The sequence below is a fragment of the Sphingobium sp. KKT206 genome, from assembly GCF_055640555.1.
Window position 1 is genome coordinate 278,411 of record NZ_CM145765.1, and the last position, 23,557, is coordinate 301,967.

At 64.6% G+C, this 23,557-nt stretch carries 23 protein-coding genes; 12 read left to right on the top strand and 11 right to left on the bottom strand.

All coding sequences use genetic code 11. The annotated features are described in order from the left end of the window. Positions 1-11: 11 nt before the first annotated feature. Positions 12-860, bottom strand: coding sequence for a copper homeostasis membrane protein CopD (gene copD / locus ACZ2HM_RS19305; RefSeq protein WP_470427244.1), 849 nt, complete (start codon positions 858-860; stop codon positions 12-14). Between the two features lie 6 nt (positions 861-866). Next, on the bottom strand, positions 867-1,247 hold the full coding sequence (gene copC / locus ACZ2HM_RS19310) for a copper homeostasis periplasmic binding protein CopC (protein ID WP_096062808.1): 381 nt from the start codon (positions 1,245-1,247) through the stop codon (positions 867-869). Between the two features lie 284 nt (positions 1,248-1,531). Between copC and ACZ2HM_RS19315 the strand changes: the two genes are divergently transcribed. From ACZ2HM_RS19315 to ACZ2HM_RS19340, 6 genes are all read left to right on the top strand, one after another. After that, the gene (locus tag ACZ2HM_RS19315; protein ID WP_470427245.1) at positions 1,532-1,792 is read left to right on the top strand and encodes a hypothetical protein; all 261 of its coding nucleotides are present in this window, start codon (positions 1,532-1,534) and stop codon (positions 1,790-1,792) included. Further along, the gene (locus tag ACZ2HM_RS19320) at positions 1,789-2,226 is read left to right on the top strand and encodes a periplasmic heavy metal sensor (protein WP_470427246.1); all 438 of its coding nucleotides are present in this window, start codon (positions 1,789-1,791) and stop codon (positions 2,224-2,226) included. The genes ACZ2HM_RS19315 and ACZ2HM_RS19320 overlap by 4 nt, the downstream gene beginning before the upstream one ends. Before the next feature lie 5 nt (positions 2,227-2,231). Next, positions 2,232-2,804: an RNA polymerase sigma factor gene (locus ACZ2HM_RS19325; RefSeq protein ID WP_470427323.1), complete on the top strand. Its 573-nt coding sequence runs from the start codon at positions 2,232-2,234 to the stop codon at positions 2,802-2,804. Between the two features lie 6 nt (positions 2,805-2,810). Then, positions 2,811-4,550, top strand: coding sequence for a copper resistance system multicopper oxidase (locus tag ACZ2HM_RS19330; protein WP_470427247.1), 1,740 nt, complete (start codon positions 2,811-2,813; stop codon positions 4,548-4,550). Further along, positions 4,547-5,449: a copper resistance protein B gene (locus ACZ2HM_RS19335; RefSeq protein WP_470427248.1), complete on the top strand. Its 903-nt coding sequence runs from the start codon at positions 4,547-4,549 to the stop codon at positions 5,447-5,449. The genes ACZ2HM_RS19330 and ACZ2HM_RS19335 overlap by 4 nt, the downstream gene beginning before the upstream one ends. A 132-nt stretch (positions 5,450-5,581) precedes the next feature. Continuing rightward, a complete protein-coding gene (locus ACZ2HM_RS19340) occupies positions 5,582-6,304 on the top strand; it encodes a copper resistance protein B (RefSeq protein ID WP_470427249.1) in 723 nt (240 codons plus the stop codon). 194 nt (positions 6,305-6,498) lie between these two features. Here the strand turns inward: ACZ2HM_RS19340 and ACZ2HM_RS19345 are convergent, their stop codons facing one another. The 6 genes from ACZ2HM_RS19345 to ACZ2HM_RS19370 all read right to left on the bottom strand — a co-directional run bounded on the left by ACZ2HM_RS19345 (position 6,499) and on the right by ACZ2HM_RS19370 (position 13,710). Next, entirely contained in the window at positions 6,499-7,647 is a 1,149-nt protein-coding gene (locus tag ACZ2HM_RS19345) for a M20 aminoacylase family protein (RefSeq protein WP_470427250.1), read from the bottom strand. 251 nt (positions 7,648-7,898) lie between these two features. After that, positions 7,899-8,393, bottom strand: coding sequence for an Lrp/AsnC family transcriptional regulator (locus ACZ2HM_RS19350; RefSeq protein WP_043149307.1), 495 nt, complete (start codon positions 8,391-8,393; stop codon positions 7,899-7,901). A gap of 19 nt (positions 8,394-8,412) precedes the next feature. Beyond that, positions 8,413-9,798, bottom strand: a complete 1,386-nt coding sequence (locus tag ACZ2HM_RS19355) for an aminotransferase class III-fold pyridoxal phosphate-dependent enzyme (protein WP_470427251.1) — start codon at positions 9,796-9,798, stop codon at positions 8,413-8,415. Positions 9,799-10,214: 416 nt separating this feature from the next. Then, complete coding sequence (locus ACZ2HM_RS19360; RefSeq protein WP_470427252.1) at positions 10,215-11,291, bottom strand: tartrate dehydrogenase; 1,077 nt, start codon at positions 11,289-11,291, stop codon at positions 10,215-10,217. A gap of 101 nt (positions 11,292-11,392) precedes the next feature. Further along, positions 11,393-12,856, bottom strand: a complete 1,464-nt coding sequence (locus ACZ2HM_RS19365; protein ID WP_470427253.1) for an NAD-dependent succinate-semialdehyde dehydrogenase — start codon at positions 12,854-12,856, stop codon at positions 11,393-11,395. Beyond that, complete coding sequence (locus ACZ2HM_RS19370; protein WP_470427254.1) at positions 12,853-13,710, bottom strand: GNAT family N-acetyltransferase; 858 nt, start codon at positions 13,708-13,710, stop codon at positions 12,853-12,855. Before ACZ2HM_RS19370 ends, ACZ2HM_RS19365 begins: the two co-directional genes overlap by 4 nt. Before the next feature lie 219 nt (positions 13,711-13,929). Here ACZ2HM_RS19370 and ACZ2HM_RS19375 point away from each other — a divergent pair, with 219 nt between their 5' ends. The 4 genes from ACZ2HM_RS19375 (at position 13,930) to ACZ2HM_RS19390 (ending at position 20,010) form a co-directional block, all read left to right on the top strand. After that, the gene (locus ACZ2HM_RS19375; RefSeq protein WP_470427255.1) at positions 13,930-15,402 is read left to right on the top strand and encodes an aldehyde dehydrogenase family protein; all 1,473 of its coding nucleotides are present in this window, start codon (positions 13,930-13,932) and stop codon (positions 15,400-15,402) included. A gap of 61 nt (positions 15,403-15,463) precedes the next feature. After that, on the top strand, positions 15,464-15,850 hold the full coding sequence (locus tag ACZ2HM_RS19380; RefSeq protein WP_313921766.1) for a thiol-disulfide oxidoreductase DCC family protein: 387 nt from the start codon (positions 15,464-15,466) through the stop codon (positions 15,848-15,850). Then, on the top strand, positions 15,847-17,163 hold the full coding sequence (locus tag ACZ2HM_RS19385; protein WP_313921767.1) for an ABC1 kinase family protein: 1,317 nt from the start codon (positions 15,847-15,849) through the stop codon (positions 17,161-17,163). The genes ACZ2HM_RS19380 and ACZ2HM_RS19385 overlap by 4 nt, the downstream gene beginning before the upstream one ends. Before the next feature lie 90 nt (positions 17,164-17,253). Then, positions 17,254-20,010: a hybrid sensor histidine kinase/response regulator gene (locus ACZ2HM_RS19390; RefSeq protein ID WP_470427256.1), complete on the top strand. Its 2,757-nt coding sequence runs from the start codon at positions 17,254-17,256 to the stop codon at positions 20,008-20,010. Positions 20,011-20,014: 4 nt separating this feature from the next. Here the strand turns inward: ACZ2HM_RS19390 and ACZ2HM_RS19395 are convergent, their stop codons facing one another. Further along, entirely contained in the window at positions 20,015-20,602 is a 588-nt protein-coding gene (locus tag ACZ2HM_RS19395) for a PAS domain-containing protein (RefSeq protein ID WP_313921769.1), read from the bottom strand. A 134-nt stretch (positions 20,603-20,736) separates the two neighbouring features. On the opposite strand from ACZ2HM_RS19395, the gene folE reads away from it, so the two are divergent. Together folE and ACZ2HM_RS19405 are read left to right on the top strand one after the other, a co-directional pair. Beyond that, entirely contained in the window at positions 20,737-21,348 is a 612-nt protein-coding gene (folE, locus tag ACZ2HM_RS19400) for a GTP cyclohydrolase I FolE (RefSeq protein WP_313921770.1), read from the top strand. Positions 21,349-21,352: 4 nt separating this feature from the next. Next, entirely contained in the window at positions 21,353-22,327 is a 975-nt protein-coding gene (locus tag ACZ2HM_RS19405) for an NAD(P)/FAD-dependent oxidoreductase (protein WP_470427257.1), read from the top strand. On the opposite strand, the gene ACZ2HM_RS19410 is transcribed toward ACZ2HM_RS19405, so the two are convergent. Continuing rightward, complete coding sequence (locus tag ACZ2HM_RS19410) at positions 22,324-22,758, bottom strand: DUF3429 domain-containing protein (RefSeq protein WP_313921772.1); 435 nt, start codon at positions 22,756-22,758, stop codon at positions 22,324-22,326. The two genes, ACZ2HM_RS19405 and ACZ2HM_RS19410, sit on opposite strands and share 4 nt — an antisense overlap. Before the next feature lie 43 nt (positions 22,759-22,801). Continuing rightward, positions 22,802-23,533 (bottom strand): SDR family NAD(P)-dependent oxidoreductase, encoded by a 732-nt coding sequence (locus ACZ2HM_RS19415; RefSeq protein ID WP_470427258.1) that lies wholly within the window; start codon positions 23,531-23,533, stop codon positions 22,802-22,804. Positions 23,534-23,557 lie beyond the last annotated feature (24 nt).

Genomic DNA, 23,557 nt, shown 5'->3' on the forward strand with positions numbered 1-23,557 from the left:
GAACGGCGGTTTTAGCCCATCGGATCAAGCGTTCCCAGCAAGGCCACAAGCGTCATTATCGCAATGGCCGCGCCCGTCTCGACCGCCAGCGACAGCCGCAATGCCCCGATCGCACCGTCTCCCCGCTCCAGCGCCGGTGTCAGCCGCCAGCGATTGAGCGCCGCCAACCCCAGCATCCCTGCGAACAGCAGCAGCTTTCCGCCGAGCAGCCAGCCATAGCGGCTCCCCGCCAAGGCGGGCAGGTCGGCAATCCCCACGATCATCAGGCTGTTGACCACCCCGGTCACGACCAAAGTCGCGACGAACACCGTCCCCAACAGCGCAAACTTCGCCAGCATCACCGCGACCCGATCGACATTCGGTCGCCGCGCGGTCACCGCATGGAGCAACGCCGCCAGCGCGCCGATCCATCCGCAAGCCGCCCAGATATGCGCGACATCGGCGGCGCGGTGAAGCGTGCCCACCATAGCCTCGGTCGCGCCCGCATGGCCCGTCCAGGCGATCGACGCCGCCGCGACCGCCGCCGGGATCAGGACCAGGCGGGTGCTGCCTGCCAAGGCCAGCGCCAGCGCGGCCAGCAACGCCGCCGCCCGCACTGCCAGCACCGGCCCGATCGGTGTCATCGTCAGCAATATCTCCGCCGTCGCCCAATCGGATGGCAACATCGGGGTGCCGGTCATGCTCGCCCCGCTCGCCAGCAGCCATAGCGCCGACAGCGCCATGGCGCCCAGCGCCAGCGCCACCAGCACCACCCGGCTCCCCGCCATGCCCATCGCCCACCAGAAGAGCGGTAGGCCCATAAGCAAAGCGAGGTCGGCCATCAGGCCGAATCGGGCAAAGACCAGCATCCCCCCGTCCATGACGGCTTACTTGACCTTGAAGCTGTAGCCGCCTTCCATCTTATGCTGGTCGGCCCCCACGATATGCCATTTGAGGTCATAGTCGCCCGCGGGCAGGGCGCGGGGCAGGGTGACGACCATCGTCTTGCCATCGGGCGCGAGCGCGGTCTTGAACCCCTTGATCGGCATCGGCGGGTGATCGGCCATGCCTGGCATCCCGGTCATCACCAGCTCCACGCCGCTCATCGGCGCCAGGAATTTTTCGGAAAAGGTCAGCGTCAACTTGGTCGGCTTGGCCACGGTCGCATTGGCGGCGGGGCTGGACGATACCAGCTTGCTATGCGCCAGCGCGGCACCCGGCAGGATGGCGAGCGACAAGGCAGCAGCGGCGATCAGGAAACGGGACATGGACTATACTCCTTGGATGAACGGCTCGAATGGGTCGGAATAGAAACCACGTCCGTTCGTTTCGAGCGAAGTCGAGAAACACAAGGGCGACGCTGGCCGCTTCTCGACTGTGCTCGAAGCGAACGGCGGGAGTGTTTTCCGCCGCGATCGCGACAAGCTCTGCGGAACATTACGCATGGACTTGCCCCACCCCTTGCCCAAGGTGCATGATTTTTTCTCGCCTCTGCATCGTGAGGGATTGGCGCGCGCCGCGCGTATGGTGCGATGAGGATGGAGTATGTGCGATGAATGATCTCGATCAATGGCTGGGCCAAGTGCGCGCCATGCCGACCGACGCTCGGCTTGAAGGCCTGGACGATGCGGTGATGCAGGGCGTTGCCCGCCGCCGGGAGCAGGGCGCGGCACGGCGCAGCTTGATGCTGGCAGGCTTGCTCGCCATCAGCATCGGCTGGGCGGGCAGCATCGTGCCCGGCGCACCGGCGCAGGCCGCGCCTGCACCGATCGGCATGTCGGATTATGCGCCCTCGCGCCTGCTCGGCCAATGAGCCTCAAACGCTATGTACTGGTCGCGCTGGTGGCTTTTGCTGCGGCGCTCGCGGCCGTGCTGGTCGCGCGCACCTGGCTGGCGCCGCAACCGCGCGTCGAAAGCGAAGTTCACGCCCTGCTGCACCAGCGGCTGACGCTCGATGCGGCACAGGAACAGCGTATCCATGAACTTGAAGCCGCCTTCGCCAAGCGTCGCGAAGCGCTGGAGGCGGAAATGCGTGCCGACAATGAACGGCTCGCCAGCGCGATCGCCGCGGAACAGGGCTATGGGCCAAAGGTCGCCGCGGCCGTGGATCAGACCCATCATGTCATGGGCGCGCTGCAAAAGGAGACGCTCCAGCATATCTTCGCCATGCGCGCCGTCTTGCGTCCTGATCAGGCCGCGCAGTTCGACGCCGCCGTCGTCAAGGCGCTGACCCAGCCCGCCCGGTGACATCGCTGCCCGTTGATCTTGATGACCGGGCACTGGCCGCGCGCGCGCTGGCCGGGCATCAGGACGCCTATGCCGTATTGATGCGGCGGCATCGCGATGCGGTCTGGCGGCTGGCCCGCAGCCATGTCGGCGATGCGGACGAAGCGCTCGACATCACGCAGGAGGTGTTCGTCGCCGCCTTCGCCGCGCTCGCCCGCTATGATGGCGCGCGCCCCTTTCGCAGCTGGATCGCGCGGATCACGCTCAACAAATGCCGCGACTGGGGCCGCCGTCGCGCGGTGCGGCGCTTCTTCGCCTTTGCCCGGCCGATCGACGAAGCGGGCGAGATCGCCGACGCCGCGCCGGACCCGGAACAGGCGGCACAGTCGCAGCGCGAACTCGCCCGGATCAACGCCGCCATCGCCGCCCTGCCCGCATCGCTCAAGGACGTCCTGCTGCTCCGCACCATCGAAGCGCTGAGCCAGGCGGACACCGCCGCGCTGCTGAACTTAAGCGAAAAAGCCGTAGAAACCCGCCTCTACCGCGCCCGCGCAAAATTGTCGGAAAGTTTGAGGGATGACGCCGCGCCCCGCGTATGAAGGGGCATGACGCATTTGACCCTCGACCGCCGCACCCTGTTCAAGGGCGCTGCCGCCCTCAGCTTCGCCAACGCCTTCCCCGCATGGGCGCAAAGCGGCACCCATGGCCTGGCCCCCGCGCCGGGCGTTCTGTCGGGCGAGACGATTGCGCTCACCGTGGCTGACAGCCATTTTTCGACCGGCGGCCGCTCGGCCCATGCGATCACCATCAACGGCACGCTGCCCGCGCCGCTGATCCGGCTGCGCGAAGGCCAGAATGTCCGCCTCTCCGTCACCAACAAGTTGAAGGAAGACACGTCGATCCACTGGCACGGCCTGATCCTCCCCTTTCAGATGGACGGCGTGCCCGGCGTCAGCTTCCCTGGCATCCGCCCCGGCGAAACCTTCCACTATGAATTTCCGATCCGGCAATCGGGCACCTATTGGTATCACAGCCATTCCGGCATGCAGGAGGCGATGGGCCATTATGGTCCCATCGTCATCGACCCCGCCGGCGTCGATCCAGTGCAGGCTAGCCGAGAACATGTCATCGTCCTGTCCGACTGGTCGCCGGTCCACCCGCATGTCCAGCTCAAGCGGCTCAAGCAGATGGGCGGCTATTATAATATGCAGAAGCAGACGCTGGCCGGGCTGCTCAAAGGCAAGAACCAGTCCCTGAAGGAACGCATCGAATGGGGCGCGATGCGGATGGACCCGACCGATATTTCGGACGTCACCGGCTCCACCTACAGTTACCTGGTCAACGGCCATGGCACGGCGGAAAACTGGACCGGCCTGTTCACGCCGGGCGAGCGCGTCCGCCTGCGCATCGTCAACGCCTCGGCCATGACCAATTTCAACGTCCGCCTGCCCGGCCTGCCCATGACCGTGGTGCAGTGCGATGGCCAACATGTCCAGCCGGTCGAAACCGACGAGTTCCAGATCGGCATCGCTGAAACCTATGACGTGATCGTCCAACCCACTGACGCAACCGCCTACGCTCTGATCGCCGAAGCCATCGACCGCTCCGGCCTCGTCCGCGCGACGCTCGCGCCGCAGATCGGCATGGTCGCGGCCATCCCGCCGCTGCGCGCCCGGCCGCTGCTCACGATGAAGGATATGGGGATGGACATGTCCGGCATGGACATGGGGCAGGGGGGCGTCATCGATCTGTCCCAACCCGCCAATGAAAGCATGGCCGGGCATAGCATGAAGATGCTTGACCCCTCGGTCGCGCCGGAGATGCCGATGGGACCGGGCGTAGCGACCCTGTCCTCCATGCCCGCCGATCGCACCGCCGACCGGCCCACGGGGCTGGAGGATGTCGATCATCGCGTGCTGACCTATGCCGACCTCCGCGCGCTGGAGCCGAATGAGGATGTCCGCGCACCGACCCGCTCGCTCGACATTCACCTGACCGCGAACATGGAACGCTATATGTGGTCGTTCGACGGGGTGAAGCTGTCCGATGGCGCGGAGCCGATCGCTTTCCGCCATATGGAACGGGTGCGCGTCACCCTCATCAACGACACGATGATGCCGCACCCCATCCACATTCACGGCCATTTCTTCCAGCTCATCACCAGCGAGGATGCGACCCACAACCCGCGCAAGCATACGGTCAACGTGCTGCCGGGCGGCAAGATCAGCTTCGATCTCACCGCCGATGCGCTGGGCGATTGGGCGTTCCACTGCCACATGCTGATGCACATGCATGCCGGGATGATGCGCGTCGTCACTGTCCGTCACGCGAAGGACGCGGCATGAAGCGCCTGATCGTCGCCGCGTTGTTCGCCAGCGCCACGCCCGCCCTGGCCCAGATGGATCATAGCCAGATGGACCATAGCGCGCATCAGATGCCGCCCGCGCCGGAAGCATCCGCCGACCCGCACGCCGGACATGCCATGCCGGCCGCCGACGATGCGATCCCCAAGGGCGTCGCCCCGCCAGTCCCGGCCGATCATGCCGCCGAGGCCTTTTACGACCCCGCCGTCATGGCCCGCGCCCGCGCCGCCATGATCCAGGAAAGCGGCGGCATGACCTTTTCGCAACTGATGGTCGACCGCCTCGAATATCGCGCGAACAAGGGCGCGAACGGCTATGTCTGGGAAGGCGAAGGCTGGATCGGCGGCGACATCAACCGCTTCGCCTTCAAGACTGAAGGGGAGGGCGAAGTTGGCGGCCCGCTCGAAAGCGCGGAAGTCCAGGCGCTCTACAGCCGCGCGATCGACCCATGGTGGAACGTGGTCGCGGGTGTTCGCCATGACATTCGGCCGGAGCCTCAGCGCAGCTATGCCACGATCGGCATCGAAGGCCTTGCCCCCTATTGGTTCGAGGTAGAGGGCCAGGCCTTCGTCTCGACCAAGGGCGACGTTCATCTGCGCATGGAGGGCAGCTATGACCAGCGCATCACCCAGCGCCTGATCCTGCAACCCGCCGCCGAAGTGAATATCGCGGCGCAGGATGTGCCCGAACTCGGCATCGGGTCGGGCATCTCCAACATCGAACTCGGCCTGCGTTTGCGCTACGAATTCGCCCGCGAATTTGCGCCCTATGTCGGCGTCCATTGGGAACGCAAGCTGGGCGACACCGCCCGCTACGCCCGCGCTGATGGGGAAGGCGCGTCGACGGCCAGCCTCGTCATGGGCATCCGTTTCTGGTTCTGACGATCGCGGCACAAGCTGCTGTGGAGCGGCCATAATTTATCATCACGCCTGCTATCGCGCGCCGCTCTTCGCGCGATAGCACCGTGACGTCGCCCTACTCTCTTCCCGATACCGAAAAACGGATCAGGGTAGATGCGGCATTTCGCCCCTTGGGGCTTCCTTTTCTTTGCGTGCGCGCTGGCTGGCGTTGCGCCTGCCGCCGCGCAGGAGGCTGCGGCGGATGCCGACCCATGGGTGGTGAGCGGCGGCTTCGATCTCATCGAATTGCGCGCGGGCCAGGGCGACGATGTTTTCTTCTGGGATGCCGCCTTTTCCTGGGGAAACAGCCGCGATCAGGTGATGCTGGTGAGCGAGGGCGGCGGGGCGCTCGGCAACCAGATCGACGAAACCCAGATGCGCCTCTTCTATGGCCGGACGGTCGGCAATACGACCTGGCTGCTGGGCATGCGCAAGGATATCAAGCCGCACCCCCGCGACATCTATGCCGCGATCGGCGTGCAGGGCATGGTCGGCACGCGGCTAAGCTGGGAGACCTATGGCTTCCTGTCGGATGACGGGCGACTGACCGGCGAAGCGCAGCTCATCTACGCCATGCCGATCACCCAAAAGCTCTATCTCGAACCGCGCGTTGCGGTCGGCTGGTCCGCCCAGGCGTCGGACAGGGATGCGGTGCGCGCAGGATTTTCCGAAGCGGAAACGACATTGCGCCTGCGCTATCGTCTGAAGCCGAAACTCAATATCTACACGGCCATCGTCCATGAACGGCTGCTGGGCGGCACCCGCGCGCTCGGCCGGTCGCAGGGGGAGGCGTTGCAATCCACCGCCGCCGTGATCGGTTTCGGCTTCAGCCTGTAGAGCGTGATGACTTTACTCAGAACCGTTCGTCCTGAGTAGCCATTGAGCGAAGTCGGAGTCGCAGACGACCGAAGGGCAAATGGCGTATCGAAGGATATAAGCGCAGCCGACCCTTCGATACGGGTCTTCGACAAGCTCAGCCCTTACTCAGGGCGAACGGAGTGATGCGACTTAAAATCATGTTGCTCTAGCGATCAACGCGCTAGATGCCGCTCGGCCAGAGCGACGTGCAGTTTGATGCCCAGCGCCAGCACATCGTCATTGAAATCATAATGCGGGTTGTGCAGCGGCGTGCCGCCATCACCCTTGGCCTGCCCCAGCCAGATATAGGCCCCTTGGCACGCCTGCAGCATGAAGGCGAAATCCTCCGACGTGAAGGCCGGATCGGGCGCGACCAGCGCATTCCCAACCGTCGCTGCGGCGTCGAAGGCTTCCTGCGCGGCTTCCGCATCGTTGATCGTCGCGGGATAATAGCGCTGATAATCGACGGTCGCGGTGACGCCATTGGCAATGCCGATGCCCGCCGCAATTTCACGGATCGATTCTTCGATCCGGTCCTGCACCGCCGGGTCAAAGGTCCGCACCGTACCGCTCACGCGCACCTCAGCCGGAATCACATTATGCGTATGCCCGCCATGGATCTGCGTGATCGACAGCACCGCCGATGCCGTCGCTGCGATCCGGCGCGATATGATCGCGTTCAATTGCGTCACCAGCGAAGCCGCCGTCAGGATCGCATCCGGCGTATCCTGCGGGATGGCGGCATGGCCGCCGCGCCCTTCCAGCAATATCTCGAACTTGTCCGCCGCGCCCATGATCGGGCCAGGCCGCGTCGCGATCGTGCCTGCGGGCAGGTCGGGCCAATTATGCAGGCCGAACACGCGGTCGCACGGGAAGCGTTCGAACAGCCCTTCATTAACCATCTCGCGCGCGCCGCCATGCCCCTCTTCGGCGGGCTGGAAGAAAAAATTGACCGTCCCGTCGAAATTGCGGGTCCGGCTCAACTGCTGCGCCGCGCCCAGCAACATCGCGACATGCCCGTCATGGCCGCAACCATGGAAGGTGCCCGGCGTCGTGCTGGCATAGGGCAGGTTGGTCTGCTCCTGGATCGGCAGCGCATCCATGTCCGCACGCAACCCGATGCTGCGCCCTGACGTCCCGTTGCGCAACACGCCGACCACGCCGGTCCGGCCGATCCCCTCATGCACCTCCAGCCCCAGCGCCCGCAATTGCTCGGCGATTCGCCCGGCGGTGCGATGCTCGCAAAACCCCAATTCAGGATGCGCATGAATGTCGCGCCGAAAGGCGATCAGCGGTTCGATCAGGTCGGATATGTCGGTCATGGCAGCACCCTAAACTATAGCGGTAATCGATCCTCCCCTTGTAGGGGAGGTGGCAGGGCGTAGCCCTGACGGAGGGGTGTCGCCCCCTCGATAGGGTGACGCCCCTCCACCACTCGCTTCGCGAGCGGTCCCCCTCCCCTTACAGGGGAGGATTGTGGTGTCCGGCTTGTCAAACTACATAATCGCCTAAACTATATCTTCCAGAGACTATCGTGTTCCCGCGCAGGCGAGAACGCGTTTCCTCCCCAATCCTACCGCTGTTCGCCGAACAGATGCTGGATCGGATAATGATGTTTGATGAAGGGCGATTTGATCACGACGTAGCTGAAATATTTTTCGATGCCATAGTCGCTTTCGAGCATCCCTTCGACGATCGACTGATAATGCGCCACGCCGCGCGTCACGAATTTCAGCAGATAATCATAGCCGCCACTGACCAGATGACATTCGACAATCTCGTCCAGCTTGCGGATGCGCGTTTCGAAGCGGGAAAAGTCCCCGGCGCGATGCTCGGTCAGCGTCACTTCGGTAAAAACGGTCAGATATTCGCCCAGCTTGTGCAGGTTGATATGCGCGCCATAGCCGGTGATATAGCCCGCCTTCTCCAGCCGCTTGACGCGGGTGAGGCAGGGGCTCGGCGACAGGCCGACCGCATCGGCCAATTCGACATTGGTGATCCGGCCCGACATCTGAAGCTGCGTCAGGATCTTCAGGTCGATCCTGTCCAGTCTGGGTCCGCCCAACATATGCCTTGCTCCCCTTATCTTATCCCAGCGCCGCGCAAATATCCGCCTGTTCGAGCAGTCCGTCGAGTGTTTTCCGAATGCGCGCGAATATCTCGTCCATCTCCGCGTCGGACGCGCACAGCGCCGGGGCGAGGCCAATGATATTATCGGCGAATGCGCGGAAGATGACGCCATTGGCATAGCCATCGGCAAAGAGGCGATCGGCGACCTTGAGCGACGGGCCGAACCGCGCTTTCGTGCCCTTGTTCGCCACCAGTTCGATCGCGCCCAACAACCCGCGCCCGCGCGTGTCGCCGACCAGCGGATGATCAGCCAGGCCCGCCAGCCCGGCGTCGAACCGCGCCGCCACCTTCTGCCCGTTCGCCAATATGCCGCCTTCAGTATAAAGGCGCAGCACTTCCAGACCCACCGCCGCGCTGACGGGATGGCCCGAATAGGTCGCGCCATGGCCGATCACGACATCGGCAGCCGCGCCATCGGCAATGCCCTGATAGATTTTGTCGCACATCAGCACCGCGCCCATCGGCACATAGCCAGCGGTCAGCCCCTTGGCGACGGTCATCAGGTCCGGCGTCACGCCTTCCGCTTCGCAGGCGAACATCGGCCCCGTCCGGCCGAAAGCCGTGATGACCTCATCGGCTACCAGCAGGATGTCGAGTTCGTCACACGCCTGCCGCATGGCCTTGAGCCAGCCGACCGGCGGCACGATGACGCCGCCCGACCCCTGGATCGGCTCGCAGAAGAAGGCGGCGACATTGTCTGCACCCAGTTCCGCGACCTTGTCCTTCAACTGCTGCACCGACCGCGCGATGATCGCGGCGTCATCGCCTTCCAGATCGCTGCGATAGGGGTAGGGTGACGCGATATGATGCTGCCAGCGCAGCGGCAGGTCGAACCCGCGATGGAAATTGGCGAGCGCGGTCAGCCCGGCGCCGGTGGTGCTGGAACCATGATAGCCGCGCTCCAGTGCGATACACTGTTTCTTGGCGGGCTTGCCAATCGCGTTGAAATAATGGGTGATGTAGCGGATCGCGCTATCCACCGCGTCCGACCCGCCCAGCGTGAAATAGACATGGTCGAGGCCTTCGGGCGAAAGCTCGACCAGCCGCTGCGCCAGTCGCACCGCCGGTTCGCTGCCGAAATGGAAATAGCCGGTGGCGTAGGGCAGGCGGCGCATCTGTTCGGCCGCAACCTCGGCGATGCTGTCCTGACCATAGCCGACATTGACGCACCATAGTCCCGCAAAGGCATCCAGCAATTCCTTGCCGTCCATGTCGGTCAGCCACATGCCCTTGCCGCTTTGCAGCAGCGTCGCGCCGCGCGCCTCATGGCCCCGGAAGGAGGTGACGGGATGGATCAGGTGATCGCGGTCGATGTCCAGCAGGGATTGGTTGGATTGGTGCATCGTCGGTTTGCTCGCCATGGATGGTTATGGGGTCCAGCCTATCGTCCCACCACGGGCGCAAAGCCCGATATCGAACCAATAGCGACCATCGCCGCCCTTAATCATGAACCAACGCAGCATATTATGCCGCTGTCCTACAGACGGCCCGCCATGCTATGATAGGTCGTTCTTAAAGCCCAGACCGGATGCTGCCCGCTCCTGATCCTCCCCTGTAAGGGGAGGGGGACCGGCGAAGCCGGTGGAGGGGTGTCGCCCTATCGAGAGCGTGACACCCCTCCGTCAGGGCTAGGCCCTGCCACCTCCCCTTACAGGGGAGGATTTTGCAAAGACGTAATCGCCTTTCCGATAGGATCAGGCGACCGCAACAAAATGTCGCAATTGGCGGGAAATATGCGAAGTTAAGCGGTCCCAGCCCATCACGCCAGCGCGTCGGCAATCGCCTTGCCGCACTGCTCGGTATTGGCCGTGCCTTTCAGATCACCAGTACGCAGGCCCGGTTCCGCCAGCACGGTTTCGACCGCGCGCATGATCGCGGCGGCAGCGTCCGCCTCGCCCAGATGCTCCAACATCATCGCCGCCGACCAGATTTGCCCGACCGGATTGGCGATGCCCTTCCCCGCAATGTCCGGCGCGGACCCATGGACCGGCTCGAACAAAGAAGGGTGCGTGCCATCCGGGTTGATATTGCCCGACGGCGCGACGCCGATCGTGCCCGTGCAGGCCGGGCCAAGGTCCGACAATATATCGCCGAACAGGTTGGACGCGACCACGACATCGAACCGGTCGGGGTTCAGCACGAATTGCGCCGTCAAAATATCGATATGATATTTGTCATGGGTCACGGTCGGATAGTTTTTGGCCATCTCTTCCACCCGCTCATCCCACCAGGGCATGGTAATGGCAATGCCGTTGGACTTGGTCGCGGACGTCACATGTTTGCGCTCCCGCGTCGCGGCCAGATCGAAGGCATAGCGCAGCACCCGGTCGGTGCCGTGCCTTGTCATCACCGTTTCCTGGATCACGATCTCGCGATCGGTGCCGGGAAACATCTTGCCGCCAACCGAACTATATTCGCCCTCGGTATTCTCGCGCACGACCCAGAAATCAATGTCGCCAGGCTCGCGCCCGACGAGCGGGCAGGGGACGCCGGGCATCAACCGTACCGGGCGCAGATTGACATATTGGTCATATTCGCGCCGGAACTGGAGCAGCGACCCCCAGAGCGACACATGATCCGGCACCGTGTCGGGCCAGCCGACCGCGCCGAAGAAGATCGCGTCCGGCTTGCCGATCCGCTCCTTCCAGTCGTCCGGCATCATCTGGCCATGTTTGGCATAATAGTCGCAGCAGGCGAAATCCTGCCATGTCTGTTCGATCGAGAAGCCGTAGAGGCTCGCCGCCCGCTCCAGCACGCGAATGCCCTCCGGCATCACTTCCTTGCCGATACCGTCGCCGGGAATGACGGAGATGGAATAGCTGCGATTGTTCGCCATAAAAACTCCCGTTCGGGCTGAGCCTGTCGAAGCCCTGTTCTTTCTTGAAGTGAAGTGCGGCCCTTCGACAGGCTCAGGGCGAACGGAATTTTTACGTGTGGTTACAGTTTCAACCCGGCAATATGAAACGCCTTGGTCTCCAGATATTCCTCGATTCCCAAACGCCCGCCTTCGCGGCCCAACCCGGACATCTTGACCCCGCCAAAGGGCGCAACCTCCATCGCGATCGCCCCGCTGTTGAGCGCGACCATGCCCGCTTCCAGCCGCTCCGCCACGCGAAAGGCGCGGTGCAGATTTTCGGTGTAGAAATAGCTCGCCAGGCCATAGCTGGTCGCATTGGCCAATTCGATGCCTTCCTCTTCATGGGTGAAGCGGAACAAGGGCGCGACCGGGCCGAACGTCTCCTCCTCCGCCAGCCGCATGTCCCGCGTCGCGCCGGTCAGCACCACCGGCCGGGCAAAGCGCTCACCCGTCGCGCCTTCGGGTGCCTGCGCAAACAAAGTCGCGCCATGCGCCAGCGCATCCTCGACATGCGCCTTCACCTTGTCGGCGGCGACGGCATTGATCAACGGCCCGATCGTGCTGCCCGGCTGGTCGCCCGGTGCGACGGTAAGCGCCGAAACCGCCTTGGCCAGCTTCTCGGCAAACTGGTCATACACCGCATCCTGCACCAATATCCGGTTGGCACATACGCAGGTCTGCCCGGCATTGCGGAACTTGCTGACCATCGTGCTGGCGACGGCCAGGTCGATGTCGGCGTCGTCGAACACGATCAGCGGCGCATTGCCGCCCAGCTCGAAGCTCACCCGCTTGATCGTATCCGCGCATTGCCGCATCAGCAACGCGCCGACGCGGGTCGATCCGGTGAAGGATAATTTGCGCACCACCGGGCTGGCGGTCAGCGTCCCGCCGATCGCGGTCGGCATCCCGGTCACGATGTTGAACACGCCCGCCGGAAAGCCCGCTTGCTCGGCCAGCTTCGCCATCGCCAGCGCGCTATAGGGGGTCAGTTCGGACGGCTTGACCACCACCGGGCACCCTGCCGCCAGCGCAGGCGCGCATTTGCGGGTGATCATCGCGGACGGGAAATTCCACGGCGTTATCGCCGCCGAAACGCCGACCGGCTCCTTCATCACCAATATGCGGCGATTGGCTTCGGGGGCGGGGATCATGCCGCCTTCAACCCGGCGCGCTTCCTCCGCAAACCATTTGATGAAACTTGCCGCATAGCGAATTTCGCCCTCGGCTTCCGCCACCGGCTTGCCCTGTTCGGCGGTCATGATCCGGCCCAGATCGGCGACATTCTCCAGCACCAGCGCATGCCAGCGCTCCAGCATAGCGGCACGATCACCCGCCGTCCGCGCCTTCCACGCCGGGAAAGCCGCTTCCGCCGCGTCGATGGCCGCCTGCGTATCGGTTTCGTTACAATCCGGCACAGTGCCGATGATCGCGCCGGTCGCGGGATTGTCGACCGGCACAGTAGCGCCGGAGGCAGCCCCGACCCACGCGCCGCCAATATAGGCGCGTTCGACGAAAAGAGCGGGGTTGTTGAGGAAGAGGGTCATCCGAGCGCCTGTGTCGTGAGGGAAAAGACTTGGACGGCTGCGTCCGTCTGCGGCAACGGCCCGCGCACCATGCGCATGACCCGGCCGACGCAGGGCAGGCCCAACTCGTCGAGCCATCCGCCCAGCCCGCTTTCTTCCGGTATATCGAGCCGACAGAAAGTGCCGCTGTTCGACCCCAGCCAGTGCGAGATCAGCGCCTTCGCTCCGCCGACATCGGGCGCGATGGTCGGCCCCACCACATAGCCACGCCCGAACCGGCGAAACAGCGCAAAGCCGACCGGCTCGTTGCTGCGCGTCAGCACCACGCCCTGCGCGCCCGGCACCAGTGCGTCGAGCAGCGCGTCGCGATTCATGCCTGTGGCCCGGCGCGCCAGATCATGCAGCGACGGCATATCCTTCGCGCCCAATGGCCGCACCCGCTCATCGGGGATCAATTCAGCGACCGGCACGGAAAAAGCCGCGCCCTGATGCTGGAACACCGGGCCGATGCTCTCGAAACCCAGCTTGCGATAAAGCGGCGCGCCTTCGTCGGTGGCGTTCAGTAATATGGTGCGATCGCCCAGATCGGCCATCACCGCTTCCATCAACCGGCGGCCCAGCCCCATGCCCTGCGCAGCGGGCGAGACGATGACCATGCCCAGCGTCGCCGCATCCAGGCCATAGAGCCAGGCCATCGCCGTACCGATCACCGCCCCGTCGCGCTCCGCGACATAGCCGAGGCCAAGGCTCAGCAGCATCTCCCAATCTTCGATCCGGTGCGGCCATTTCTGTTCGCTGGACAAGGCATGGCCAGCGGCCAGATCATCCACGGTCATGCGCCGCAGGTCCACCATCGCCTCTATGCCCGTCGCCATGCGTCTTGCTCCATTGGCGGGAAAGGGGTGCCCGCCTGTTCTGGTCGGAATCGTCGGATTCCCATTGTCGGCGCGACCATAAATGCCGCGTTCAAGCATTGGCTGCCGCCTTCGCCCCGATTTTGGAAGATTATCGCGCAGATTTTCCTGCGCAACTGCAACACATGCCGCGCACGATCCATATTCTGTCCGCCAGCCTGCCGAGAGGAAAGCCGCGCCATGGACATTTTCAACCCTGATCTCATCGCTTTGCCGCAGGGCAGCAATTTCATCGGCGGGCGGCGTGTCATCGGGCGCGGTGCGGCCATCCCGGTGCGGCGGCCGTCCGACGCGCGGGTCTATGCTGATCTCGACAGCGCGGACGAGGCGCAATTGGGCCAGGCGGTCGAAGATGCCCAGCGCGCTTACAAGAGCAGCGGCTGGGCGCAGACCGACCCGCGCGGGCGGATGCGCGTGCTGCGCCGCTGGGCCGACCTGATCGAGGCGGACATGGAGACGCTCGCCCCGCTCGAAGCGCTCGGCTCCACCCGGATGATCCACGAAATTCGCGCCTGGGACGTGACCTATACCGCCGAAACCGTACGCTTCTTTGCCGAATGGGCGGACAAGGTCGGCGGCGAGGTGGCGGCGACCACGCCCGACAAGCTCGGCCTCACCATATACGAACCCTATGGCGTCGTCGCGGCTATCGCGCCGTGGAACCTGCCACTGGTCATGGCCGCCTGGAAAATCGCGCCCGCCATCGCAGCGGGCAACAGCATCGTCCTCAAACCATCGGAAATGACGCCGTTCAGCATCGTGCGCCTTGCCGAACTGGCGATCGAAGCGGGCCTGCCTGCGGGCATCTTCAACATCGTGCAGGGCGACGGACGCTCGGTCGGCGATCCGCTGGTCCGCCGCCCTGAGGTCGCGAAGGTCACCTTCACCGGATCGACCGCGACCGGCGCGGCGATCATGACCGCCTGCGCCCAGACCGGGCCAAAGCCGGTGACGCTGGAGCTAGGCGGCAAAAGCCCGCAGATCATTTTCGCCGATGCTGCGCTCGACAAGGCGGCGGCGATTGTCGCGCGGGCGATCACGCTCAATGCAGGCCAGGTCTGCGTCGCTGGCTCCCGCCTGCTGGTGCAGGAGAGTGTCGCAGACCAAGTGATCGACCGAATCGTCACGTCTTTTGCTGCGCACAAAATGGGGCCGACCTGGGCCTGCGACAGCACGCTTGGCCCCATCATTTCGGAAGGGCAGATCGACCGGATCGACGGCATCGTCCAGCGCGCCGTGGCCGCAGGCGCGCAAGTCCTGACCGGGGGCGGTCGCGCCGCAGCGCCGCAGGATGGCAGCTATTTCCAACCCACTTTGCTGCAAAATGCTGCGCAGCAAAGCGAGGCGGTGCAGGGCGAGATTTTCGGCCCCGTGCTGACCGTCCAGACCTTTACCGACGATGACCAGGCCTATGCCCTGGCCAATGACAGCGCCTATGGCCTCGCCGCTGGTGTGCATACCACGGACGTCGCGCGTGCCCTGCGCGCCACCCGTGCGCTCGAAGCCGGCACCATCTGGGTCAATCGCTACGGCCGCAGCAACGACTTCATCCTGCCAACCGGCGGCTATAAGCAATCGGGCATCGGCAAGGATCTGGGGCGGGAAGCCTATCTCGCCAATCTCAAGACCAAGGTCGCGCTGATCGAGTTCTGACGACAGGGCGTGCCCGAAAGACCATGTCGCGCCAAGGGCTTGGGCGTGGGAAGCGCGCCATATGAACACAGTCCTCCCCCACGATGATCGCGCCGCCGCTGGTGACGCTCGCGTGACGGTGTGGTATGATGGCGCATGTCCCTTATGCCGCCGCGAAATTGACCTGATGCGCCGATTGGACCGGCGCGGCCGGTTGCATTTCATCGATGTGGCCCGTGCCGACGCCACCTGCCCGATCGACCGTGCCGCCCTGCTGGCGCGCTTCCACGCCTGCGAAGATGGCCGCATGCTGGAGGGCGCAGCCGCCTTTGCCGCCATGTGGCGCGCCATTCCGCTGCTCCGTCCCTTCGGCCTGCTCGCGCGCTATCGCCCCGTCCTGGCGCTGCTCGACGGGCTTTACACCTACTTCCTGCGCTGGCGACCGGCGCTGCAAAGGCGGCTACGATGAGCGATCGCTATCGCAAAGTGCCCTCCGCCCGGCTGTCGCGCTTCGCCGCCTTCGGTCAGATGGCGGGCGGCGTCGCATCGGGCATGGTGGCGGAGGGCGCACGGCGGCTGGCGCGCGGGGAACGGCCGCAAATGCGCGACCTGTTGCTCACGCCCGGCAATGCGCAGCGCGTGACCGAACAATTGTCGCGCCTGCGCGGCGCGGCGATGAAGCTGGGGCAGATGATCTCGCTGGACGCGGGCGACATGCTGCCACCCGAACTGACGGCCATCCTCGCCAAGTTGCGCGACAATGCCCATCATATGCCGCCTGCCCAATTGCAAAAGGTACTGGCCACGCAATGGGGGCAGGACTGGCGGCGGCGTTTTGCCCATTTCGAAGCCAGCCCGATCGCGGCCGCCTCGATCGGCCAGGTCCATCGCGCCCGCCTGCCCGATGGCCGGGTAGTCGCGGTAAAGGTGCAATATCCCGGCATCGCCGACAGTATCGACGCCGATGTCGACAATGTCGCGACCCTGCTGCGCCTGTCGGGACTGCTGCCCTCGGCGCTCGACATCGCGCCGCTGCTGGGCGAAGCCAAGGTCCAGCTACATGAAGAGGCCGACTATCTGCGCGAAGCGCGGCAGATGCAGCTTTATGCCGATCGCCTAGCCGACGACCCCCGCTTCCTGGTGCCCCGTCCGCTCGACGATTGGACCACGGACCAGGTGCTGGTGATGGATTATATCGCAGCGGACTCGATCGACACGCTCGCCGACGCATCGCAGGCGGTGCGCGACCGGTCGATGGCCGCGCTGCTCGACCTTGTGCTGCATGAACTGTTCGTCTTCGGCCATATGCAGACCGACCCCAATTTCGCCAATTATCGCTGGCGTCCCGAAAGCGGGGAAATCGTGCTGCTGGACTTCGGGGCCGCGCGCCCGGTGCCGCCCGAAACGAGCAACGCCTATCGCACATTGTTGCGGGCTGGCCTTGCGGGCGACCGGGATGGCCTGCGCGCGGCGCTCATCGATGTGGGCTTCGTGTCGCCCGCCCTTGTCATGCGGCATGGCGCTGCGCTTGATGCCATGATCGACACCATCATTGCCCATGTGCTGCGCCCCGGCCTGTTCGATTTCGCCGATCGCAGCTTCGTCGCGCGCCTCCGCGAGCAGGCGACGCCGGTCGTGGCCGATACGGCCAGCTGGCACCTGCCGCCGGTCGAAACCATGTTCGTCCAGCGCAAGGTCAGCGGCACGGCGTTGCTCGCCGTCCGCATGCAGGCCCGCCTGCCACTGGTGGATATGGTCGCGGGGATGGTGGCGCCGGACTAGCGGCCGATTTTGGGACATGGCGGCCCACGGTTCGGCGCAAATTCCGTGACATGAGTTGACACATTCCCGTCATCGCGGCAGCGCCGGACGATGACCATCCGCCAGACTCGCAGCATCGCCCTGACGCCCGAATGGGACGGCTTCATCGCCGATCAGATTGCCAAGGGCGTCTATGCCGATGCCGACGCGATATTGCTCGCCGGTTTGCAGGCGCTGCGCGATGGCGCACAGGCGGCCCATCCGGTGCTGCCGGGCTGGCCCTTCGGCGGTGGCGAATGTGGTGCCATCGTCCGCCGCTTCGACTGGGCCTCGACCGCGCTGGGGGCGATTGCCACATGGTCGGTCGAATTGCGCGCGACGGTCGGCAATATCGTCAATTCGCCGGTGGCCAAGGTGCTGATGTGGGGACCGGACCATGTCATGATCTATAACGACGCCTATGCCCAGATCGCAGGCGCGAACCACCCTGCTGCGCTGGGCGGGACCGTGCGCGGCGTATGGCCGGAAATCTGGGACTTCAACCAGCATGTGCTGGAAGCAGGGCTCAAGGGCGAAAACCTGTCCTACCTGGAACAGCCCTTGGTCCTCAACCGCGGCGGCGTGTCGCAAACCGTCATTTTCGACTTGTTCTACACGCCTGTCTTTAACGGCGACGGCACGGTCGGCGGGGTGATGTGTACCTGTATCGACAATAGCGTCCGCGCCAAGTTCGAAGCCGACCTGTCGCTCAGTAACAGCCGCTTCCGCATGGCGATGGAGGCGGTGCATGGCGTGCTGTGGAGCAACAGCGCCGATGGGCGGATGGTCGGCGAACAACCCGGCTGGGCCGCGCTGACCGGCCAATCCTATGACGAATATCAGGATTTCGGCTGGGCCAATGCGGTCCATCCCGACGATCAGGCTGACAGCGTCCACAGCTGGAACGAAGCAGTCGCGGCCAAGCGCATGTATGTCCATGAACATCGGCTGCGCCGCCATGACGGCATGTGGCGCGTCTGCGCTATCCGCGCCCTGCCGATCCTCAGTGATGCGGGCGAGATCATGGAATGGGTCGGCGTCCACACCGACATCACCCACCAGCGCGCGGCCGAAGCCGCCTTGCGCGAACAGGCCGACATGCTGGCGCGGCAGGTGCGCCATCGCGAACGTGCCGAAGACCAGTTGCGCCAGCTCAACGAAACGCTCGAAGCGCGCGTGATCGCCGAAATCGACGAACGGCGGCGGACGGAAGCCAAGCTCGCCCAGGCGCAGAAGATGGAGACGATCGGCAAGCTGACCGGTGGCGTCGCCCATGACTTCAACAATCTGCTGCAGATCATATCGGGCAATCTGCAATTGCTGGCCAAGGACGCGGCGGGCAATCCGCGCGTCGAAAAGCGGGTCAACAACGCGATGGCGGGCGTCTCGCGCGGCGCCAAACTCGCCAGCCAGTTGCTCGCCTTCGGGCGTCGCCAGGCGCTCGAACCGCGCGTCGTCAATGCGACCCGCTTCGTGCGCGGGATGGACGACATGTTGCGCCGCGCGATCGGCGAGGGCGTAGAAATCGAAACCGTCGTGGGCGGCGGCTTGTGGAATACCTTTATCGATCCGGCCCAGTTCGAAAACGCCCTGTTAAACCTCGCCATCAACGCGCGCGACGCGATGGACGGGCAGGGTCGCCTGACCATCGAACTCGGCAATGCCCATCTCGACGCCGATTATGCCCGCGCGCATGATGAAGTGACGCCGGGCCAATATGTCATGTTGGCGGTGTCGGATACGGGTTCGGGCATGGATGCCGACATTCTCGCCAAGGTGTTCGAACCCTTCTTTTCGACCAAGGGCGAAGGCAAGGGGTCGGGCCTTGGCCTCTCCATGGTCTATGGCTTCGTCAAACAATCGGGCGGCCATGTGAAAATCTATTCCGAAGTGGGCGAAGGCACGACCGTCCGCCTCTATCTGCCCCGCTCGATCGAAAGCGAAGATGCCGAGGTCCAGATGGACAGCGGGCCGATCAGCGGCGGCACCGAAACCGTGCTGGTGGTCGAAGATGACGAGGAAGTCCGCGCCACCGTGGTCGAGGTGCTGACCGACCTTGGCTATAATGTCCTCAAGGCACCGGACGCGGCGGCAGGTCTGATCGTCATCGAAAGCGGTATGCCGATCGACATCTTGTTCACCGATGTCGTGATGCCCGGCCCGCTCAAAAGCCCGGAACTCGCGCGCAAGGCGCGCGAACGGCTGCCCAATCTCGCCGTCCTCTTCACATCGGGCTATACCGAAAATTCCATCGTCCATGGCGGCAAGCTGGACGCCGGGGTCGAACTGCTCTCCAAACCCTATACCCGCGAAGCGCTGGCGCGGCGCTTGCGGCATGTCCTCGATAACCAACGGCAACGCAACGCCATTGCACAGCAGCCCGGCGACACCCCCGTGGCACGGATCGGCGCGACGGTGCTACTGGTCGATGACGACGCTTTGATCCGGCAACATGCCGCCGAAATCCTCAAAAATGCCGGATGCCTGGTGATCGAGGCTGGCAGCACCGAAGACGCGATGATGGCCTTGCAGACCGCGCCGGTGGACGTGCTGGTGACCGACCTGCATCTGCCCGGCGCGTCCGGCGTGGCGCTCGCCGAAGCGGCCCGCGCTCAACGCGGCACCATCGCCATTCTCTTTGCCACCGGCGACGGGCAACTCGCCGCGCGCGACGCCCTGCCCGGCGACATGGTGCTGAACAAACCCTATGACGCGGTCCAACTGATCCAGGCTGTCCAGGCCGCGATGCGCGCGTATGACTTGCGGCCCGATCCCGAAGCGCTGATCCCGCCCGCGCCCCAACCGATGCGGGAGGTGGAGAAGGACTGACCGCTCAGTAGCCCGCTTCGACCGCCAGGCGGATGGCGTCGGCGCTGGTCGACACGCCTAGCGCCTTGAGCAGCGCGGCCTTGTGCATCTTGACCGTCCGCTCCGACAGGGTGAGCGCATAGGCAATCTGCTTGTTCAGCTTGCCCGTTGCCATCAGCATCAACACTTCGCGCTGCCGCACCGACAGGCGCGAAATCTGCGCATGGGCCTGGGCGCGGCGGGCGACGATACCGATCGTCGGGTCCATCACCTCGACCTGCGACCCCAGAAAATATTCCAGCACGCCTTCCTCGTCGAAGATCGGCGCGACCAGCACGGCATTACGGAACGGCGTGCCGTTCTTCTTGTAATTCAGTATTTCCACCAGTGCGGGCCGTTGCTGGCGGATCGCCGTGCGCAATGTCTCGGTCAACCAGGGCTCCGTGTCCGCCCCTGACAGAAAGCGGCAATTATGCCCGACTATTTCATCACGGCTGAACCCTGTAAGTTCCATAAATGCCGCATTGCATTCGATGATGGGATTGTCGGGCAGGCGCGGATTGCTGATGACTGTCGCGACCGGACTGTTGGCGATCATTTCTACTAAGGACATGCGTAATCTTAATCCCGTAAACGGCTGATGCACCATGCCCGGTTGGACATGTTGTGGCACTACCCCCTTAGCGGCATTGTTAACCAGACGCAGCGGCACGACGGTCGTGGCAATGACGGATCGAGGGGTGCCCGATGAACTTCATGTTGCATGATCATGACGCGTTTGACGAGTCCGACACGCAAATCATCCCTGATGCGGTGCTGGAGGCAGTGCGCACCCTGTTACGCTGGTCAGGCGACGACCCGGACCGCGAAGGCCTGGTCGATACCCCCAAGCGGGTCGCCCGCGCCTGGCAGGAATATTGCAGCGGCTATCAGGAAAATCCCGCCCTCCACCTCGACCGGACGTTCGAGGATGTCGGCGGCTATGACGAAATCGTGCTGCTGAAGGACATTCCCTTCCATTCGCATTGCGAACATCATCTGGCCCCCATCACCGGCAAGGCGTCGATCGCCTATCTGCCGCGCAACCGGGTCGTGGGCATATCGAAACTCGCCCGCGTGCTGCATGGCTATGCCCGCCGCCTGCAGGTGCAGGAACGGCTGACCGCCGATGTCGCCCAGTGCATATGGGATCATCTGCAACCCCATGGCGTCGCTGTTGTGATAGAGGCGCAGCATGGCTGCATGACCGGGCGTGGCGTGCGGACGCCGGGCGTTTCCATGGTGACCAGCCGCCTGCTCGGCTGCTTCCTGACCGATGCCGGCAGCCGCAAGGAATTGCTGGCGTTGATGGGATATTGAACCGATGCGGGTCGCAGTAATTGGTGCTGGCATGGCGGGGCTGTCCTGCGCCGATGCCTTGCGGGAAGAAGGCCATGAGCCCGCCCTGTTCGACAAGGCGCGGGGGCCGGGTGGGCGCATGTCCACCCGCCGTTGCGACAGCCCGCTCGGCACCATCGCCTTCGACCATGGCGCGTCGCACTTCACCGCGCGCGGCGCGGCGTTCTGCCAGCTGGTGGGGGAATGGCAGGCGCAGGGCGTCGTCGCGCCCTGGCCCGTCGCCGGGCGCGATGCCTGGGTCGGAACGCCGGGCATGAACGCGCCGATCAAGGCCATGGCCGAACGGCATCCCGTCACCTGGAACTGCCCGATTGCGGGCGTCACCCATGATGGCCGCCATTGGTGGTGCCGGGGTCAGGACAAATCCTTTGGCCCGTTCGACGCGGTGGTCATCGCCGTGCCGGTCGAACAGGCATTGCCGCTCATATCGCTCCATGATTTTCAGATGGCCCGGCTGGCCATGACGGTCGGCTCGCAACCTTGCTGGGCGGGGATGTTCGCCTTTGCCGAACCGCTCGACATCGGCCCCGACATGATCCGCCATATCGGGCCGATCGGCTGGGCTGTCCGCAACAGCGCAAAGCCGGGCCGGACCGGGCCGGAAGCCTGGGTGGTGCAGGGATCGGCGGACTGGTCTGCAACGCATCTGGAGGAGGATGCCGACCGGATTGCCACCCTGCTGCTCGACGGCCTGGCCCATGCCACCGGCCTTACCCTGCCGACGCCCGTGGTCCGCATGGCGCATCGCTGGCGCTATGCGACGCCTTCGGGCTGTTTCGCCAATGCGCTATGGAACCCTGCGCTGCAAATCGGCATGTGCGGCGATTGGCTGGCGCATGGCTTTGTCGAACAGGCCTGGCAGTCGGGCAGGGCGCTGGCCGGGGAAATGCTGGGCCTGGCGCAGGATGATGGCGCAATGGGCATCGCCCGGCGCGGCTAAAGCAGCCCCGCCAACAGCGTCAGCCCGCCTAGCCCAAGAGACAAATGCCAGCGCAGCTTGAGCCATCCGCCAAAGCCTTCCCGCCCGCGCACGATCAGGCGATCGACCAGAGGTGAGGCGATCAGCGCCACCGCCAGGATCATCAACGACGGTCGCGGCCAATCCCACCCCAGCACCCAAGGCAGATAGGTGGCAAGCGCGATCAGGCTGGGCATTACCGCCGCGACGAATATCCAGCGCGGCGGCTGCGCGATCGCCAGGCCCAACCCCCACCACACGCCGCCCAGAAACGAAAAGATGAAAGCCGCATAGCCATAGGCCACCGCCATCGCTGTCCAGTATAGCTCCGGCCCGCCTGTCAGCGTGGTGCCGATGGCGGCCATCTGCGGCAACAGCCCGCAATAACCGAGCAGCCGGGCGGACCCGTCCATCCTATCCTTTGCCTCTCGCATTCGCCGTCTTCCTCTCGACCTGTCAGAACGGAATGACCGCGCCATCCCAGCCATAGCATTGGCCCGACGCCTCCGGTCCCAACCCGTCGATCACCGACAACAGGTGCCCGGCCGACCGTTCGGGCGGAAACAGCTTCTCCGGCGCGACATTGCGCTGAAAGGGTTGCGACAATCCGCTATCCACCGTGCCGGGATGTAGCGTGACGGCAATGGCCTCCGGGTTGATCCGCGCCAGTTCGATCGCGATGGTGCGGACGATCATGTTGAGCGCCGCCTTCGACGCGCGATAGGCGTGCCATCCGCCCAGCCGATTGTCGCTGATCGACCCGACCCGCGCCGACAATGCGGCAAAGACCAGCCTGCCCTGACGCGGCGGCCGCGCCAGCATATGTTTGGCGATCAGCGCCGGGCCGGTGGCATTGACCGCGAACAACCGCGCATAGGCGTCCCCGCTCTGGTCGCGCAGCGATTTTTCGGGCCGCAGATCGTCCCCATGTAACAGGCCGGTAGCGACGATGATGATCCGGGGCGGGGCATCGTCCATGGCCCGCGCCGCCGCTGCGATCGAGGCTTCATCCTCCAGGTCGAACGTAAAAGGCCGTATCTTCGCGCCCTGCGCCACCGGGCCGCGCCCGCCCGTATGCACCAGCGAAATCGCGTCGCTCGCCGCGAACTGTGCCGCCAACGCCGCGCCGATGCCGCCGCTCGCGCCGAAAATGCAGGCGGCAACCGGGGAAGGAAATAGGTCCGTCATCTGTACGCCCCTGCAAGGTGCAGG

Coding starts and splice junctions, on each gene's coding strand:
- ACZ2HM_RS19355 (WP_470427251.1), bottom strand. CDS start 9,798: ATGCACCAATCCAACCAATCCCTGCTGGACATCGACCGCGATCACCTG.
- ACZ2HM_RS19330 (WP_470427247.1), top strand. CDS start 2,811: ATGACGCATTTGACCCTCGACCGCCGCACCCTGTTCAAGGGCGCTGCC.
- ACZ2HM_RS19360 (WP_470427252.1), bottom strand. CDS start 11,291: ATGGCGAACAATCGCAGCTATTCCATCTCCGTCATTCCCGGCGACGGT.
- ACZ2HM_RS19395 (WP_313921769.1), bottom strand. CDS start 20,602: ATGTCCTTAGTAGAAATGATCGCCAACAGTCCGGTCGCGACAGTCATC.
- ACZ2HM_RS19415 (WP_470427258.1), bottom strand. CDS start 23,533: ATGACGGACCTATTTCCTTCCCCGGTTGCCGCCTGCATTTTCGGCGCG.
- ACZ2HM_RS19345 (WP_470427250.1), bottom strand. CDS start 7,647: ATGACCGACATATCCGACCTGATCGAACCGCTGATCGCCTTTCGGCGC.
- ACZ2HM_RS19370 (WP_470427254.1), bottom strand. CDS start 13,710: ATGGCGACGGGCATAGAGGCGATGGTGGACCTGCGGCGCATGACCGTG.
- ACZ2HM_RS19380 (WP_313921766.1), top strand. CDS start 15,464: ATGAACACAGTCCTCCCCCACGATGATCGCGCCGCCGCTGGTGACGCT.
- ACZ2HM_RS19340 (WP_470427249.1), top strand. CDS start 5,582: ATGCGGCATTTCGCCCCTTGGGGCTTCCTTTTCTTTGCGTGCGCGCTG.
- ACZ2HM_RS19390 (WP_470427256.1), top strand. CDS start 17,254: ATGACCATCCGCCAGACTCGCAGCATCGCCCTGACGCCCGAATGGGAC.
- folE (WP_313921770.1), top strand. CDS start 20,737: ATGAACTTCATGTTGCATGATCATGACGCGTTTGACGAGTCCGACACG.
- ACZ2HM_RS19410 (WP_313921772.1), bottom strand. CDS start 22,758: ATGGACGGGTCCGCCCGGCTGCTCGGTTATTGCGGGCTGTTGCCGCAG.
- ACZ2HM_RS19375 (WP_470427255.1), top strand. CDS start 13,930: ATGGACATTTTCAACCCTGATCTCATCGCTTTGCCGCAGGGCAGCAAT.
- ACZ2HM_RS19335 (WP_470427248.1), top strand. CDS start 4,547: ATGAAGCGCCTGATCGTCGCCGCGTTGTTCGCCAGCGCCACGCCCGCC.
- ACZ2HM_RS19315 (WP_470427245.1), top strand. CDS start 1,532: ATGAATGATCTCGATCAATGGCTGGGCCAAGTGCGCGCCATGCCGACC.
- ACZ2HM_RS19350 (WP_043149307.1), bottom strand. CDS start 8,393: ATGTTGGGCGGACCCAGACTGGACAGGATCGACCTGAAGATCCTGACG.
- copC (WP_096062808.1), bottom strand. CDS start 1,247: ATGTCCCGTTTCCTGATCGCCGCTGCTGCCTTGTCGCTCGCCATCCTG.
- ACZ2HM_RS19385 (WP_313921767.1), top strand. CDS start 15,847: ATGAGCGATCGCTATCGCAAAGTGCCCTCCGCCCGGCTGTCGCGCTTC.
- ACZ2HM_RS19405 (WP_470427257.1), top strand. CDS start 21,353: ATGCGGGTCGCAGTAATTGGTGCTGGCATGGCGGGGCTGTCCTGCGCC.
- ACZ2HM_RS19365 (WP_470427253.1), bottom strand. CDS start 12,856: ATGACCCTCTTCCTCAACAACCCCGCTCTTTTCGTCGAACGCGCCTAT.
- copD (WP_470427244.1), bottom strand. CDS start 860: ATGGACGGGGGGATGCTGGTCTTTGCCCGATTCGGCCTGATGGCCGAC.
- ACZ2HM_RS19320 (WP_470427246.1), top strand. CDS start 1,789: ATGAGCCTCAAACGCTATGTACTGGTCGCGCTGGTGGCTTTTGCTGCG.